Source organism: Achromobacter aegrifaciens (assembly GCF_902859965.1).
Classification (GTDB): Bacteria; Pseudomonadota; Gammaproteobacteria; order Burkholderiales; family Burkholderiaceae_B; genus Achromobacter; species Achromobacter aegrifaciens.
Genome location: NZ_CADIKO010000001.1, coordinates 767381 through 781389 on the forward strand (window position 1 = coordinate 767381; position 14009 = coordinate 781389).

The following is a 14009-nucleotide window of genomic DNA, read 5'->3' on the forward strand; positions in this document are numbered from 1 at the left end:
ACTCCCATGACCCACATCGACCCCGTCACGCTGACCGTCATCCAGAGCGGGCTGCATCAGGTATGCAATGAAATGGACCTGGCGCATTGCCGCGCGGCGTTCTCGCCCATCATTTCGGAATCTCAGGACCGCTCCAACGGCATCTACCACCGCGACAGCGGCGAACTGATCGCCCAGGGAGAGCTGGGCCTGCCCATCTTCGTGGGCACCATGCAGTTCTCCACCCAGGCCGTGATCGAACGGGCCAAGGACATCGCCCCCGGCGATATCTTCATGGTCAACGATCCCTACCTGGGCGGTACCCACCTGATGGACGTGCGCTTCGTCAAACCCTACTTCTATCGCGGCAAGCTGTACGCCTGGCTCGCCAACACCGGCCACTGGCCCGATATGGGCGGCATGGTGCCCGGCGGATTCTCTGCCCACGCCACCGAAATCGAGCAGGAAGGACTGCGTCTTCCTCCAGTCAAGCTCTACAAGAAGGGGGAGCTGGATCCGGAAATCCTGTCCATCCTGATGTCGAACATCCGCATCTCCGAGCAACGCATCGGCGACATCAAGGCCCAGGCGGCCGCGCTGGCCATCGGCGAACGACGGCTGACCCAGCTGTTGGACCGCTACGGCCAGGACACCGTCGACACCGCCATCGAAGAACTCAAACGCCAGGCCTCCGTCCAGACCCGCGCCGTGATCGCCGCGATTCCTGACGGTGAGTATCTTGGACAAGCCTTCCTGGATTCCGACGGCGTGCAGGACCAGCCGCTGAAGGTGGCGGTGCGCATCCGCAAGGAAGGCGAGCTCATGCACTTCGACCTCAGCGAATCCAGCCCGCCCTGCGCCGGCCCGATGAACAGCGTCATCGCCACGACGCGCTCATCCATCTACCTGGCGATCAAGCATGTTTTCCCCGAACTGCCCATCAATGCGGGCCTGTTCGAACCGCTGCGCATCGAGGATCCCGACGGCACCTTCCTTTATGCGAAGTATCCCCGGCCGGTATCGGGCTGCGCCGCGGAGGTCAGCCAGCGCATCGCCGAAGCCGTATTCGACGCCTTGCAGAAAGCAATCCCCCAGCGCCTGTTCGCGGCGCCCGCCGGCACCACCGCCAATCTTGCCATCGGCGGCGATGACCCCATGCATGGGCGCTCCTATGTCATGTACGTCATCTCGGGCGGCGGCTACGGCGGCCATCCCGCAGGCGATGGACTGACCAACGGCTGCTCCACCATCGGCATCTCCAAGGCCGCGCCGGTGGAGGTCCAGGAACAGTTGTATCCGGTGCTCTTCGAGCGCTACGCCATCCACGAAGGATCCGGCGGACTGGGCGAGTTCCGCGGCGGCATGGGCATCCATTACCGGATCCGTCTCAGGGCAGGCTCGGCGCGCGCTTCCATGGTCATGGACCACGGAAAATTCGGTCCGCCCGGCGCGGCGGGTGGGCAGGAAGGCGGCCGTACCCGCGTCACTGTCTATCGCGACGGCGCAGCCTATGTGCCAGCCCATGTATCCAAGGATCAGGGGATCGTCATGCAGGCCGGCGACGTCATCGAGGTCTACACGCCCGGCGGCGGCGGCTATGGCGATCCCGCGCGGCGCTCGACACTCGCCCGCGAGAACGATATACGGCAGGGCTACTACCCCGGCTGACGCGCCGTCCCGCACGGGACGGCCGTGGCGCCCACGGACTTCGGTCCGCGGCGCCGTTCCTACTTCGGTAATTCCTGTTGGCTTTCATCCGATGACTAATCTTCATTAGACGGTTTTCACCACCCGCCTACAATCCTCGCCAGGGTCAACTCAAATAAAAAGACCGTGGAGACAAGATGAAGACAGCCGTTCCTGGCGGGGCCTCCCTTCTCACCCGACTCAAGTACCTGGCATTGGCCGGCCTGTTCATGGCGGCCTCCGGCCACGCGCAGCAGCCGGCAAAGCTGGTCGTCGGCTTGCCGGCCGGCGGATCGTTCGATACCGTGGCCAGGATCGTGGCGGAGAAGCTTCCTAATCATCTGGAGCGGCCCGTGGTGGTGGAGAACCGCCCCGGCGCGCAGACGCGCATTGCCATTCAGGCGGTCAAGGGCGCCGCGCCCGACGGAAGCAGCTTGCTGGTGGCGCCGGGCGTGGCCATCTTCCTCTACCCGCACCTGTTCCGACAGCTCAATTACGATCCCTTCGCCGACCTTAAGCCGGTGACGCAGCTGGTGAGCTGGGACATCGTGCTCGCCGTCGCGGCCGATAGCCCCGTCACCTCGTTCAACGAGTTCCAGACCTGGGCCAGGCAGAATCCGGACAAGGCGTTCTACGGTACATCCGGCACCGGCAGCCTGCAGCATTTCCTGGGCGTTTCACTGGCCAGGCGCCTAGGTACGCCGCTGGAGCACATCGCGTTCAAGGGCGGCAAGGACGCCGTGACCGCGCTCCTGGGCGGACACATCAATGCCATCGTTATGGATGCGGGCGAAGTGGTCCCGCTGGCGCAGGCTGGCAAGCTGCGCGTTCTGGCGACCTTCAGCGCACAACGCGAACCGGCGCTGCCGCAAACGCCGACCATGCGCGAACTCGGGCTGGGCGAACTCGAGACCTCGGGCTGGGCTGGGCTGTATGCACCGGCCGGCACCCCAGAGCCAGCCATCCGCAAGCTGAATTCGGCGGTAAACGACATCCTCGCCCTTCCCGACGTCGCCAAGCGTCTTTCCGAGCTGGGCATGCGACCGGCCGGCGGCACACCGCAGGCGGTCGACGCGCTGGCGCGCCAGCAGCTCGAGCAGTGGCGCGATACCGTGGCCCAGTCCGGCTTCGTGGTCGATTGAGCTGCGCCGCCCGCCACCCATTTTCTGATCTCACTGGATCAAGTCCCATGTTCGCATTGACCACCCTCGACATCGCCTCTCGTCCCGTTGCCTGCCTGGAAATCGAAGGGCGGAATTATCCGCTGGCCACCTGTGCCCAGGTGTTGGACCAGCCCGCCCTGGATACCTCCGTCCGCGATCTCTTCGAAGACTGGCCGCGCTCGCTGGCGCTGCTTGAGCAGGCAGCCGCCCGCCGCTCCGCGCTCGACGGCCATGAGGTCTCCGGACCGGTGCGCCACATGGCTCCGCTGCAGTATCCGGGCAAGGTGCTTTGCGCCGGGGCCAACTACCATGACCACCTGGCGGAAATGAACGTCCCGAACGCCGAGGACAAGTCCGCACAGCGCCTGTTCTTTTTCTTCAAGCCGCCCCGCCAGGCCGTGGTCGGCGAGGGTGCCACGGTACACATGCCCATAGGCTGCCAGCGCCTGGACTGGGAGATCGAACTGGCGCTGGTGATAGGAAAGACGGCCAGGAATGTGCTGCCGGAAAATGCGCTGGACCACGTGGCGGCGTACACCGTCGCGGTCGACATGTCGGCGCGCGACCTCAACAAGGCGCCCGACACCTTCTACAAGCTGGACTGGGTGGCCGGCAAGGCGCATGACACCAGCTGCCCGCTCGGACCCAGACTGGTACCGGCGGCGTTCATCCGCGACCCCATGGACCTGGGTCTGAAGCTCAGCGTCAACGGCCAGATCAAGCAAAACGCCCGTACCAGCGGCATGGTCTTCGACATCCGTGAGCAGCTGGCAATCCTGAGTCGCATCATGACGCTGGAACCCGGAGATCTAGTACTGACGGGCACGCCCGCCGGCGTGGGCGCGCCACAAGGCACGTTCCTCAAGATCGGTGACGAAATCAGCGCAACGATCGAGGACATCGGCACGCTGGCGGTACAGATCCAGGCATCGCGCTGACATCCTGGCCGGCCACGGCCGCACCTTTCCAATGAGGCAGTTCCATGCAGTCTCTTTTCTCTCCCCTGCCCGCTACAGCCGGCGACACCATCTTCGCGCTGGTTGAAGCCTTCCAGAACGACCCTGCGCCCCACAAAGTCAGTCTCAGCATCGGCACCTACTTTGCCGAAGACGGCAGCATCCCTGTGATGCGCGCCGTGCGCCAGGCCCGCGACATGCTCGTGCAGGCGGGAAAGCCGCATCCCTACTTGCCCATCCCCGGCTCGGCCTCATACCGCAACGCAGCCAGATCGTTGATCTTCGGAGCCAATGGCCCCGAGCCTGAGCGCGTGGTGACGACCCAAAGTGTCGGCGGCACCGGCGCCTTGAAGCTGGGCGCGGACTTGCTGCGCCATATCTGCCCCAAAACGACGGTCTGGGTCAGCGATCCGACATGGGAGAACCATGCTCAGATCTTCCGCCAGGCGGGCTTCGCGGTGCATGAGTATCCCTACTACGACGCCCAAACTGCCACCGTGCGCTTTGCGCAGATGCATGACGCGTTGCAGGCTCTGCCGGCAGGGTCCATCGTCGTGCTGCACGCCAGCTGCCACAACCCAACTGGCGTGGACCTGTCTGCAGATCAGTGGGAGGCACTGACCGAACTGTTTGCGCGCCAGGGCCTGATTCCCTTTTTTGACCTGGCGTACCAGGGGTTCGGACTAGGTCTGGATGCGGACGCCGAACCAATCCGGGCAATGGCGCGGGCGGGCGTGGAATGCCTGGTCGCCAGTTCCTTCTCGAAGAACTTCTCCCTGTACGGCGAACGCTGCGGCGCCCTGAATATCGTGTGCCGCGACCAAACCGCCGCGGACCGCGCGCTGGGCCAGCTCAAGCTGCTGATACGTGGAAACTACTCCACGCCTCCCACGTTTGGCGCCGCCCTGGTTGCCGCCATTCTGAGCGATGACGCGTTGCGGCAAGTCTGGACCGATGAACTGGAGCAGATGCGGACACGGCTCGTCAGCCTGCGCGCCCGCTTGTCCAACGCGCTGACGCAATTGACCGGCGCGCGCGAAGCCTGGGACTATATCGAGCGACAGCAAGGACTGTTCTCCTACATGCGGTTGAGCCCCCAACAGGTCGAATCGCTGCGCCGCGAACATGCCGTGTATCTGCTGAAGTCCGGCAGACTCTGCGTTGCCGGCCTGACCGACGGCAACATCGATTATGTCGCACGCGCCATCGCCGCTTGCACGCAGCGCTGAACATTTCTCCCTGCGCCCGCAAGTCCGAGGCGCCCCACTGACAGGAGCAAGGCAATGGCCCTACCCAACCGGCTTATGGCCGCGAGTTCCGGATTGATGCTGGCCCTGGGACTGACACTGCCGGTGGCCAAGGCCGCCTCCGATGCCGGCCTGCTGCAGGAGGCCCTGCAACGGGCGGACCAGACCGAGTCTGAAGTGATCGCATGGAGACGCCACATACACCAGCATCCTGAGCTGTCGTACCAGGAGACCGAAACCGCGAAGTACATCGCCGACGCCTTGCGCGCCATGCCCGGCATCACCGTCGAGACCGGGATAGCGCGCACAGGCGTCAAGGCCGTGCTCAAGGGCGGCAAGCCGGGACCGGTGGTGGCGTTGCGCGCCGACATGGACGCCCTGCCCGTCGAGGAACGCAATGACCTGCCATTCCGCTCGCAGGCCAAGGCCGTATGGCGCGGAGAGCAGGTATCGGTTTCCCACGCCTGCGGCCACGACACTCATGTCGCAATGCTGCTGGGCGCGGCCAAGGCCTTGTCGGCGATGCAGGACGAACTGCCCGGCACGATAGTCTTCCTATTCCAGCCCGCCGAAGAATGGGGACCCGACAAGGAGCCCAGCGGCGCCAGGGCCATGATCGCGCAGGGAGTGCTGGAGAATCCCAAAGTGGACGTGGTCTTCGGCCAGCACATCAGCGCCGGCGCCCCCTCCGGCACCATCGCCTATCGCGCCGGCCCTACCATGGCCAGCGGCGACCGCTTCGAGATCTCACTGCACGGCAAGGGCGGACACGGCGGACGCCCATGGACCGCGAATCCCGCGCTCGTACCTGCGGCAGAACTGACATTGGCGCTGCAGGGCATCACCAGCAGCAAGGTGGATCAATCCGACGGCGTCACCGTACTGTCCATCGGCATGTTGCAGAGCGGACGACGCGCAAACATCCTGCCCGAAAGCGCCGAACTGGCGGGCACGGTACGCTCGCTTTCGTCGCACAACCAACGCATCGTCCACGAGGCCATCCGCGCACGCGCCGAGCATATTGCGCAGGCCTATGGCCTGAGCTCCAAGGTGAACATCTACACCGGCTACGAGGTCGTCGACAACGATAAATCCCTGACCGGCAGCTTGATACCTGCATGGCAGGAAGCGGCCGGCGCCGGCAAGACAGTTGAAATGCCCGCGCCATCCACCGGCAGCGAGGACTTCGGCGCATATGGCGTCAGCGGCAAGGTGCCCTCGGTCTTCTGGTTCATTAATGCCTCGCCATTGGGCGACAAAAGCGGCGCGCCCAACCATTCGCCGGAGTTCGCCATCGACGAAAACGCGCTGCGCGTGGGTGTACGCGCGCTGGTGGCTTCCGCGCTGACGTACATGGACAAGCAGTAGGCCGCCCCCCACATCCCGATCCCGCCCGGCGCCGCTACGCGCGCCGGGCGTTCCTTCCAATGCCCCCGATACGGGGAGCTGATCGTGCCCTGTTCGTTCTGTTCCCGAACGGACCATGTCTTCCATCCCAGCCATCCGACCGTCCCCTAGCACGCTCGTGCTCGCACGAGCGTGGCGCGGCAAGGGCTTTCCTTGCTCCCAATTCCCATAAAGATACCGATTGGTATTTTTCATTTCTCATAAAAAACAAAAATCTCAGCATTAAAAGCCGGGATTTTTTACATGGGAAAACGCGATTGACATAAAAACATACCGAATGGTATGTTTGCCCAAAGAATGCAGCCCGCCGCTGAAGGAGACAATCGGCGGACGGTCTGCACGCAGGCTCACCAACCCATGGCAAGGATGTCTAAGAATATGGATACCCCACGTTGGAAGCAGCGCCCGGAAGGATCGAATTGGGGAGACTTCGGCCCTGACGATCAGATCGGGCGCATGAATCTGCTAACCCCGCAAACGCGCTTGCGCGCGTTCCGCGAGGTGCAGGAAGGCCGGGCGTTCTGCCTCAGCCTGCCGCTGGACTACCCAGGCGGGAACACTTTGTTCCAGCATCGCCGGGAACCGCAGTTCTCCTACGACAAGCGCGGCGACGGCCACAACTACAACTATCGGCTGTCGCAGGTCTGCCCCTGCTTCAACGACGTCGTTTCGGACGACGCCGTCCTCATGTTCCTGCAGTACTCGACCCAATGGGACGGACTGGGGCATGTTGGACAGATGTTCGATGCGAACGGCGACGGGCTGCCCGAAAAGGTCTACTACAACGGCTATCGCGGCGGCCTGGACGTGATCGGGCCCGATGACGCAAAGAGCGGCCTGGGCGCCAAGGCCATCGGTATCGAACGCATGGCCACCGCCGGCGTCCAGGGGCGTGGCGTGCTGGTCGACCTGGAACGCCGCTACGGGCGCGAACGCGCACTGATCGGCTATGACGAGCTGATGGCAGCCCTGGACGGCGTCGCGGTACTGCCCGGCGATTTTCTCTGCCTCTATACGGGCTTTGCCGACCTGATCCTGGAAATGAACAAGCAGCCGGACGGCGACGTCCTGGCGCGCTCGTGCGCCGTGCTGGACGGCCGCGACGAACGCCTGCTGCAATGGATCACCGACTCCGGCATCGTGGCAATCTGCGCCGACAACTTCGCGGTGGAAGCCTATCCGGCCACGCCAGGCAAGGGTGAGCACTATCCCGGCCTGCCCCTGCACGCGCATTGCCTCTTCAAGCTTGGGCTGCATCTCGGCGAACTCTGGTACTTCGCAGAGCTGGCGCAATGGCTGCGCGAGCATGGCCGCAGCACTTTCCTGCTGACGGCGCCGCCGCTGCGCCTGCCCGGCGCGGTAGGTTCGCCCGTCACTCCCGTCGCCACCGTCTGAAGCCGGCCGCGGGCGCGACGCCCGCGGCTCTCACCTCTTTGCCGGAGACCGCAATGCTGAATCGCATTCCGGCCTGGGCCGCCTTGGCCCTGGCCAGCCTCGCCCCACTTGCGCAGGCCGCCCCACCCAGCTACCCAGACAAGCCCGTCACGCTCGTCATTCCCTTTCCCCCCGGCGGCACCAGCGATGTGGTGGGCCGGCAACTCGCCATGCAGTTGGGCGAGGAGCTGGGAGGGACCTTTGTCGTCAACAACAAGGCCGGCGCATCCAGCATGATAGGCGCCACCTTCGTGGCGCGCGCACCCAAGGACGGATACACCCTGCTGCTTTCCTCCGGCAGCACCTTCACCGTCACGCCTCATTTGATGACCCAGATGTCGTACACGCTGGACGACTTCGCGCCGGTTTCCGCTGTCGCCACCGTGCCGTTCGCCTTTGTGGTGAAGAAGGACTTTCCCGCAAAAAACGTGGCCGAATACGCCGCCTATGCCAAAGCTCATCCCGGCAAGGTCAACAACGCCACCAACGGTCTCGGCAGCATGGTCCATTTGCTGGGCGAGCTGGCTGCAGCTGGCATGGGCGTGGACGTGACGCAGGTGCATTACAAGGGCGCGGCGCCCGCCACCGTGGACATGATAGGCGGCGTGGTCGACTCCAACGTGGAGGCGCTTACCAGCGCCGTTCCCAATGTGCGCGCCGGGCAGTACCGCGCGCTGGCCGTGCTGAGTCCGCAGCGTCAACCGCTGTTGCCCGACGTGCCCACATTCGCCGAGCTGGGCTATCCGGACGTGGTCGGCGAAACCTGGTACGCCGTGTTCGCTCCGGCCGGGACCCCGGCGCCAGTGGTCGACAAGCTCAACGCCGCACTGCGCAAGATCACGGCTTCGCCACAGTTCGTGCGCACCATGCAGCAGATCGGCAATGAACCGCGCAGCAGCAGTCCGGCGGAACTGCGCGATATCACGTTGCGGGAGAGTCAGCGCTGGGGCGCGCTGATCGAAAAGTTGAAGATCCCGCCCGTGCAATAGGCGGGATCGCGGGCGCCCGGCTCAGCGCGGCAAGTAGCCGAGCGCCTGCATCCTGCGCAGATTTTCCAGCACCGACAGCTCGCTGTCGATGCAATCGCCGAAGCCGGCCTGGCGCAGCTTGATGGTGGATACCAGCGGCGGGAACGGCAAGGGGTGTTGCGCCGACCAGGTCGCGTCCGCGTACTGCCATGACAGCCCGATCAGGTCCGACAGCTCGTTCACATGCAAGCCCTCCCGCCGCGCCATCTCGCGCCAGACCTGGGCTTCGGCGGGCATGGCCTGCCGCATACGGGTCTGCACCAACTCCCCTGCAGGCATGCCGAAGAATTCGGCCAGGCGCTCAAACAGATGGCGCCAGGCCATCACATCGCCATTGGCGATATTGAAGACCTCACCCCAGGCTTGCGGCGCATCCCAGGCCCACTCGACCGCGCGAGCGATCAGACGCGCATCCGTGCATTCCGTCAACAGCTCCGGATGTCCGGGATAGGCCAGCGGCTGGCCCGATTCCCGCAACAGCGCGGCGTAGGCGCCCAGCGTCGCCACCGGATTCATGGCGCTACCCAGGGCAACGCCAAGCACGATCTGCGGGCGGAATATGGTCCATCCGAACCCTTGCCGCCGCGCCTGTTGTTCCAGCATGTCTTGCTGGTCGAAATAGAAATTGGCATGGTCGCGCACGGCGTCCTGCTCGCGCGCGGGGATGCGCATGGCCCGCCCCGTATGCACGCCGTAGGCCTTGGTCCCCTGCATCAGGGTCACATGCGCCAGCGGCGCGCCGTCCAATGCCGCCAACGTATTGGCCAGCATCCGCGTATTGATGGCGACGTTCTCCGGATCCCGCCACCCCTTGAGCAAATCCGGCTGCTCGTTCAAGGCGGCATAGACCAGATGCGTCACATCGCCGTGCTCGGCCAAGGCCTGCCGCGTTGCCTGCGCATCGCGCAGGTCGGCCGCAATCCATATCGCATCCCTGGCAAAGTCGGCCGACCGTCGCGACAAGCCTGCGCACAGCACGTCCGGCCGGCCATGCAGATGCTCCATCACCGCCCGCCCCACCACGCCCAACGCGCCCACCACCAGCACCTTTCTTGTTGTCATTGCGACTCTCCGAACTCGAATGCGCCGTTGTCGATGGCGATCTCGCCGCGCTCCACAACCACGGCGCGAAAGCGCGCCAGTCCCGGCTGCTCCCGCCAGACATCGACCCGCAGCCTCTCGCCCGGATAGACCGGCGCGCGAAAACGCCCGCTCATGGCGCGCACCCGCTCGGGCTCTCCCGGACAGCAAAGGCGCGCCAGGCCCAGACCGGCCACGCCAAAGCTGGCCATGCCATGCAGGATCGGCCGCTTGAAGCCCGCCAGCCGCGCGGCCGCGGGATCGATATGCAGCGGGTTCAGGTCTGCCGACAACCGGTAGACCAGGGCGGCCTGCGGCGAAGTAGGGCAATCGACAGCCGCATCGGGTTCGCGCGCCGGCATCGCCGGCGGCGCCGGCCGCGCCGACGCCCGCCCGCCGAAACCGCCATCGCCACGGCAGAACACGGTCTGCTGCAGGGTGGCCAGCAAGGCGTCGTCCGCGGCATCGAACAGTTCACGCTCGACGTACAGCAAAGCGCCCTTGCCGGCGCCCTTGTCCGCCAGGTCGACGATGCGAGTCACGCCTCTTACCCGCCCTTTGGGGGCAAGGGGCCGGTGCAGGCGTATGGACTGTTCGCCATGCACCGTGCGGCGCCAATCCAGCCCCAGCGGCAGATCGCGCAGCCAGAGGCCCGGGTCCGCCAACACGTTGACCAGGGTCGGCTGGACCTTCAGCCGGGTTTCATCGACGTAGGACAGCTCCTCCTCGTCGACGGGATTCATGCCCGCGCCGAGCGCGAGGGCGTAGAGCGCGCAGTCGCGCCAGTCGTATTCCTGGATGCGCTCGGGGATGCGCGCAGCCAACAGTGTTGCCGGATCGATGGGCATGCGAACCTCACAAAACGTCGGCGGTGCCGAGTATGGCCGTGGCCTGGCTGGACAGCACGCCGCCATTGGCATGGGCGAGCGACACCTGCACGTCGGGCACCTGCCGCTCGCCCGCCTCGCCGCGCAACTGCTGCACCGACTCCAGCAAGGTGTACAGGCCGTACATGCCAGGATGGTTGCAGGAGAGCCCGCCGCCGTTGGTATTGACCGGCAGGGAGCCCCCAGGCGCGATGGCGCCACTGGCGACGAAGGCGCCCCCTTCCCCCTTGGCGCAGAAGCCCAGGTCCTCCAGGAACAGGATCGTGTTGATGGTGAACGCGTCATAGACCATGAGATGGCCGATGTCGCGCGGCGACAGCCCGGCCATGGCGTAGGCGCGTTGCCCTGACTCGACCGCGCAGGTGGTAGCCAGATCCGGCATGCAGGATATCTGCCTGTGGCTCGTCGCCACGCCGGTGCCCAGCACATAGACCGGCGGCCTGCGCAGGTCGCGCGCGCGATCCGCGCTGACCAGCACCACGGCGGCGCCGCCGTCGGTCACCAGGCAGCAATCCGCCTTGCTGAGCGGGTCGCTGACCATGCGCGAGGCCAGCACATCCGCGCGCGTCAACTCGCCGCGCACATAGGCATCCGGATTGCGCTGCGCCCACAGGCGCGCCGCCACCGCCACGTCCGCCAGCTGCTCGCGCGTGGTCCCATACCGATGCATGTGCCGCGCCGCGGCCAACGCATAGCTCGAGATCGGATAACGCGGCGCGAACGGCGTCTCGTAGGGCTGCGGGTCAGGCATGGATGCCAGCTTGCCGCCTGCGGTCAACTGGTTCGACCCGTAGCAGATCAGCGCGACATCGCACAGCCCGGTTTCCAGCGCAGCCATCGCCGATTGCAGATGGAACAGGAACGACGCACCGCCGACCATCGTGCCATCGGCCTGGCGCGGCTGTATGCCCAGCCGTTCCGCCACGTTCAGCACCGGCAGGCCGGATGTGGACATGGCGCAATACAGACCATCTACATCCTTCATCCCCAGGCCGCAATCTTCCAGCGCAAGGATCGCCGCCTCCTGCAGCTGATCGAAGGGAGAACGGCCGGGCGCATTCCAGCGCCGCGTATTGCCTATGCCGGCAATGGCGCAACGGCCTCGCAAGCGGGCGCTCATGAGCGTTCTCCCGGGGCGTCGAATACGATGTAGGCCCCGTCATCGCCCGCGACGATGCGCGCGCGCACTTTTGAACCGATGGCAGGCGCGTCCACGCCCTCGACGCGGGTCATCATCCGCGCCCCGCCTTCCACTTCGACCAGCGAGACGTTGTAGTCTCCGGCGCGGTCGCGCACCGTCGTGGTTGAATAGACCACGCCCGCGCCCGGCGACTCGCGCCAGGTCAGCCGTGGGCTACCGCAGGCCCGGCAGACCAGCGCCGGAGGAAAGCGCACGCTGGCGCAGTCGTCGCAGTGCTGCAACAGGATACGGCCCTCCCGCAAACCCGCCTGATGGCGGACGTCGGGTCCGGGCCCGTCAAAACGCGCATCGCCAGCCATACCTCACCTCCCCTGCCAGACGGGCGCGCGCTTCTCGGCAAACGCCGCGGAACCTTCGCGGGCATCGGCCGACGTGAAGACATGCTCGGTCAGTTCGGCCTGGCGGCTCCAGATCTCGTCGGCCGGCCAGCCTTGCGACTCGGCGATGACGCGTTTGCTGGCTGCCACGGCCAGGGGCCCGTTGGCGACGATGCGGCGCGCCAGCTCCCGCGCGCCCTGCAGGGCCTCTCCGGGCGCAGTCACCTGGTTGATCAGGCCGTAGCTCAAGGCACGCGTTGCGGGAAACATGTCGCCGGTCAACGCCAGCTCCATCGCCACCCGGCACGGCAACTGCCGCGGCAGGCGGACCAGGCCGCCGGCAGTGGCCGCGAGCCCGCGCTTGACCTCCGGAACGCCGAACTGCGCATTCTCGGCCGCCACCACCAGATCGCAAGCCAGCACCAGCTCGAAGCCGCCCGCCAGCGCATATCCCTCGACCGCCGCGATAAGCGGCTTTTTCGGCGGGCGCATGGTCAGCCCGCCAAATCCTCGCCCTTCTATGCTGGGCCGTTCGCCGCGTAGAAAGCCTTTCAGGTCCATGCCGGCGCAGAACGAACCGCCGGCGCCGGTCAGGATGCCTATGCGCAGGTCCTCGCGGTCATCCAGTTCATCCACGGCTGCGGCGATGGCCCGCGCCACGGCAAGGGTCACCGCATTGCGCGCTTGCGGCCGGTTGATGGTGATCGTCAGGATTCCGCCGCTGCTCTCCAGCAATACCTCGTCGCTTTCCGTCTTGTTCTCGGTCATCGTTATCTCCTCTACACGTCAGCGTGGGGCCATGCGCAAGGCGCCATCCAGACGGATGGTTTCGCCGTTGAGCATGGGGTTGGCAATGATGTGTTCTGCCAGCAGGGCGTATTCCGCGGGCATGCCCAGGCGCGCCGGGTGCGGCACCGAGGCTGACAAGGTCTTGCGGGCATCGTCAGAAACGCGAGCCAGCATGGGCGTATCGAAAATTCCAGGCGCGATGGTGCAGACGCGTATCGCCTTGCTGGCCAGGTCGCGCGCGGCCACGATGGTCATGCCCACCACGCCGGCCTTGGAAGAGGCATAGCCGATCTGGCCGATCTGGCCTTCGTACGCCGCCACCGAAGCGGTCAGGATGCAGACGCCCCGTTCACCCTCGTCGTCCACCGGGTTGCGCGCCATATGGGCCGCCGCCACGCGCAGGGTGTTGAAAGTGCCGATCAGATTGATGCGGACGATGTCCGTATAGGTTTCCAGCGAGCCGGGATTTCCTTCTTTGTCGATGAGACGTACCGGCCCGCCGCGGCCCGCGCAATGCACCAGCACCCGCAAGGGGCCGAGCGTGGCCGCCAGTTCGCACGCGGCCTGCACGTCGGCCTCCCGGGTGACATCCGTGGGAGCGAACAGCGCCCCGATATCGCGGGCGGCTGTCTCCCCCGCTGAACCAGGCAGATCCGCGATCACCACCTTCATGCCCTGCGCGACCAGGCGTTGCGCCGTCGCCAGGCCCAGCCCGGATGCGCCGCCTGTCACCAGCGCGCTGTTGCCTTCTGTCTTCATGCCAAAGCCCTCAGTGACGAAAAAGGAAATTTCATAGTACATACCAATGAGTATCTGATCAATAAAAACCAAAAAA

General features: G+C 65.5%; 13 protein-coding genes. 7 read left to right on the forward strand and 6 right to left on the reverse strand.

Translation table 11 applies throughout. From position 1 onward, the window contains the following. Nucleotides 1–6: 6 nt before the first annotated feature. From HV793_RS03580 to HV793_RS03610, 7 genes are all read left to right on the forward strand, one after another. On the forward strand, nt 7–1647 hold the full coding sequence (locus HV793_RS03580) for a hydantoinase B/oxoprolinase family protein (RefSeq protein WP_054452149.1): 1641 nt from the start codon (nt 7–9) through the stop codon (nt 1645–1647). Between the two features lie 176 nt (nt 1648–1823). After that, a complete protein-coding gene (locus HV793_RS03585; protein WP_175159828.1) occupies nt 1824–2807 on the forward strand; it encodes a Bug family tripartite tricarboxylate transporter substrate binding protein in 984 nt (327 codons plus the stop codon). A gap of 47 nt (nt 2808–2854) precedes the next feature. Next, the gene (locus HV793_RS03590; protein ID WP_054452151.1) at nt 2855–3766 is read left to right on the forward strand and encodes a fumarylacetoacetate hydrolase family protein; all 912 of its coding nucleotides are present in this window, start codon (nt 2855–2857) and stop codon (nt 3764–3766) included. 44 nt (nt 3767–3810) lie between these two features. Next, nucleotides 3811–5013: an amino acid aminotransferase gene (locus tag HV793_RS03595; protein ID WP_175212682.1), complete on the forward strand. Its 1203-nt coding sequence runs from the start codon at nt 3811–3813 to the stop codon at nt 5011–5013. 54 nt (nt 5014–5067) lie between these two features. Then, nucleotides 5068–6399, forward strand: a complete 1332-nt coding sequence (locus tag HV793_RS03600) for a M20 metallopeptidase family protein (protein WP_341868355.1) — start codon at nt 5068–5070, stop codon at nt 6397–6399. A gap of 417 nt (nt 6400–6816) precedes the next feature. Continuing rightward, nucleotides 6817–7833, forward strand: a complete 1017-nt coding sequence (locus HV793_RS03605; protein ID WP_125471767.1) for a cyclase family protein — start codon at nt 6817–6819, stop codon at nt 7831–7833. A gap of 53 nt (nt 7834–7886) precedes the next feature. After that, entirely contained in the window at nt 7887–8861 is a 975-nt protein-coding gene (locus HV793_RS03610) for a Bug family tripartite tricarboxylate transporter substrate binding protein (protein WP_125471768.1), read from the forward strand. A 21-nt stretch (nt 8862–8882) separates the two neighbouring features. On the opposite strand, the gene HV793_RS03615 is transcribed toward HV793_RS03610, so the two are convergent. From HV793_RS03615 to HV793_RS03640, 6 genes are read right to left on the reverse strand one after another with little or no spacing between them, the layout of a single operon-like run. Beyond that, entirely contained in the window at nt 8883–9962 is a 1080-nt protein-coding gene (locus HV793_RS03615; protein ID WP_175212683.1) for an NAD-dependent epimerase/dehydratase family protein, read from the reverse strand. Next, on the reverse strand, nt 9959–10828 hold the full coding sequence (locus tag HV793_RS03620; RefSeq protein WP_175212684.1) for a MaoC/PaaZ C-terminal domain-containing protein: 870 nt from the start codon (nt 10826–10828) through the stop codon (nt 9959–9961). The genes HV793_RS03615 and HV793_RS03620 overlap by 4 nt, the downstream gene beginning before the upstream one ends. A gap of 7 nt (nt 10829–10835) precedes the next feature. Beyond that, nucleotides 10836–11987: a thiolase family protein gene (locus HV793_RS03625; protein ID WP_054452158.1), complete on the reverse strand. Its 1152-nt coding sequence runs from the start codon at nt 11985–11987 to the stop codon at nt 10836–10838. Further along, nucleotides 11984–12310 carry a Zn-ribbon domain-containing OB-fold protein gene (locus tag HV793_RS03630; protein ID WP_244300502.1) on the reverse strand — a complete coding sequence of 109 codons (327 nt, stop codon included), beginning with the start codon at nt 12308–12310 and terminating at the stop codon, nt 11984–11986. Before HV793_RS03630 ends, HV793_RS03625 begins: the two co-directional genes overlap by 4 nt. Before the next feature lie 60 nt (nt 12311–12370). Then, on the reverse strand, nt 12371–13153 hold the full coding sequence (locus HV793_RS03635; protein WP_175212685.1) for a crotonase/enoyl-CoA hydratase family protein: 783 nt from the start codon (nt 13151–13153) through the stop codon (nt 12371–12373). 18 nt (nt 13154–13171) lie between these two features. Beyond that, complete coding sequence (locus HV793_RS03640) at nt 13172–13933, reverse strand: SDR family NAD(P)-dependent oxidoreductase (RefSeq protein ID WP_054452349.1); 762 nt, start codon at nt 13931–13933, stop codon at nt 13172–13174. Between the last annotated feature and the right edge of the window lie 76 nt (nt 13934–14009).

What these genes read in the sequence shown, in the direction of transcription:
- HV793_RS03640 (WP_054452349.1), bottom strand. Translation starts at nt 13,933, where the DNA reads ATGAAGACAGAAGGCAACAGCGCGCTGGTGACAGGCGGCGCATCCGGG.
- HV793_RS03585 (WP_175159828.1), top strand. Translation starts at nt 1,824, where the DNA reads ATGAAGACAGCCGTTCCTGGCGGGGCCTCCCTTCTCACCCGACTCAAG.
- HV793_RS03605 (WP_125471767.1), top strand. Translation starts at nt 6,817, where the DNA reads ATGGATACCCCACGTTGGAAGCAGCGCCCGGAAGGATCGAATTGGGGA.
- HV793_RS03610 (WP_125471768.1), top strand. Translation starts at nt 7,887, where the DNA reads ATGCTGAATCGCATTCCGGCCTGGGCCGCCTTGGCCCTGGCCAGCCTC.
- HV793_RS03625 (WP_054452158.1), bottom strand. Translation starts at nt 11,987, where the DNA reads ATGAGCGCCCGCTTGCGAGGCCGTTGCGCCATTGCCGGCATAGGCAAT.
- HV793_RS03595 (WP_175212682.1), top strand. Translation starts at nt 3,811, where the DNA reads ATGCAGTCTCTTTTCTCTCCCCTGCCCGCTACAGCCGGCGACACCATC.
- HV793_RS03580 (WP_054452149.1), top strand. Translation starts at nt 7, where the DNA reads ATGACCCACATCGACCCCGTCACGCTGACCGTCATCCAGAGCGGGCTG.
- HV793_RS03600 (WP_341868355.1), top strand. Translation starts at nt 5,068, where the DNA reads ATGGCCCTACCCAACCGGCTTATGGCCGCGAGTTCCGGATTGATGCTG.
- HV793_RS03615 (WP_175212683.1), bottom strand. Translation starts at nt 9,962, where the DNA reads ATGACAACAAGAAAGGTGCTGGTGGTGGGCGCGTTGGGCGTGGTGGGG.
- HV793_RS03590 (WP_054452151.1), top strand. Translation starts at nt 2,855, where the DNA reads ATGTTCGCATTGACCACCCTCGACATCGCCTCTCGTCCCGTTGCCTGC.
- HV793_RS03620 (WP_175212684.1), bottom strand. Translation starts at nt 10,828, where the DNA reads ATGCCCATCGATCCGGCAACACTGTTGGCTGCGCGCATCCCCGAGCGC.
- HV793_RS03635 (WP_175212685.1), bottom strand. Translation starts at nt 13,153, where the DNA reads ATGACCGAGAACAAGACGGAAAGCGACGAGGTATTGCTGGAGAGCAGC.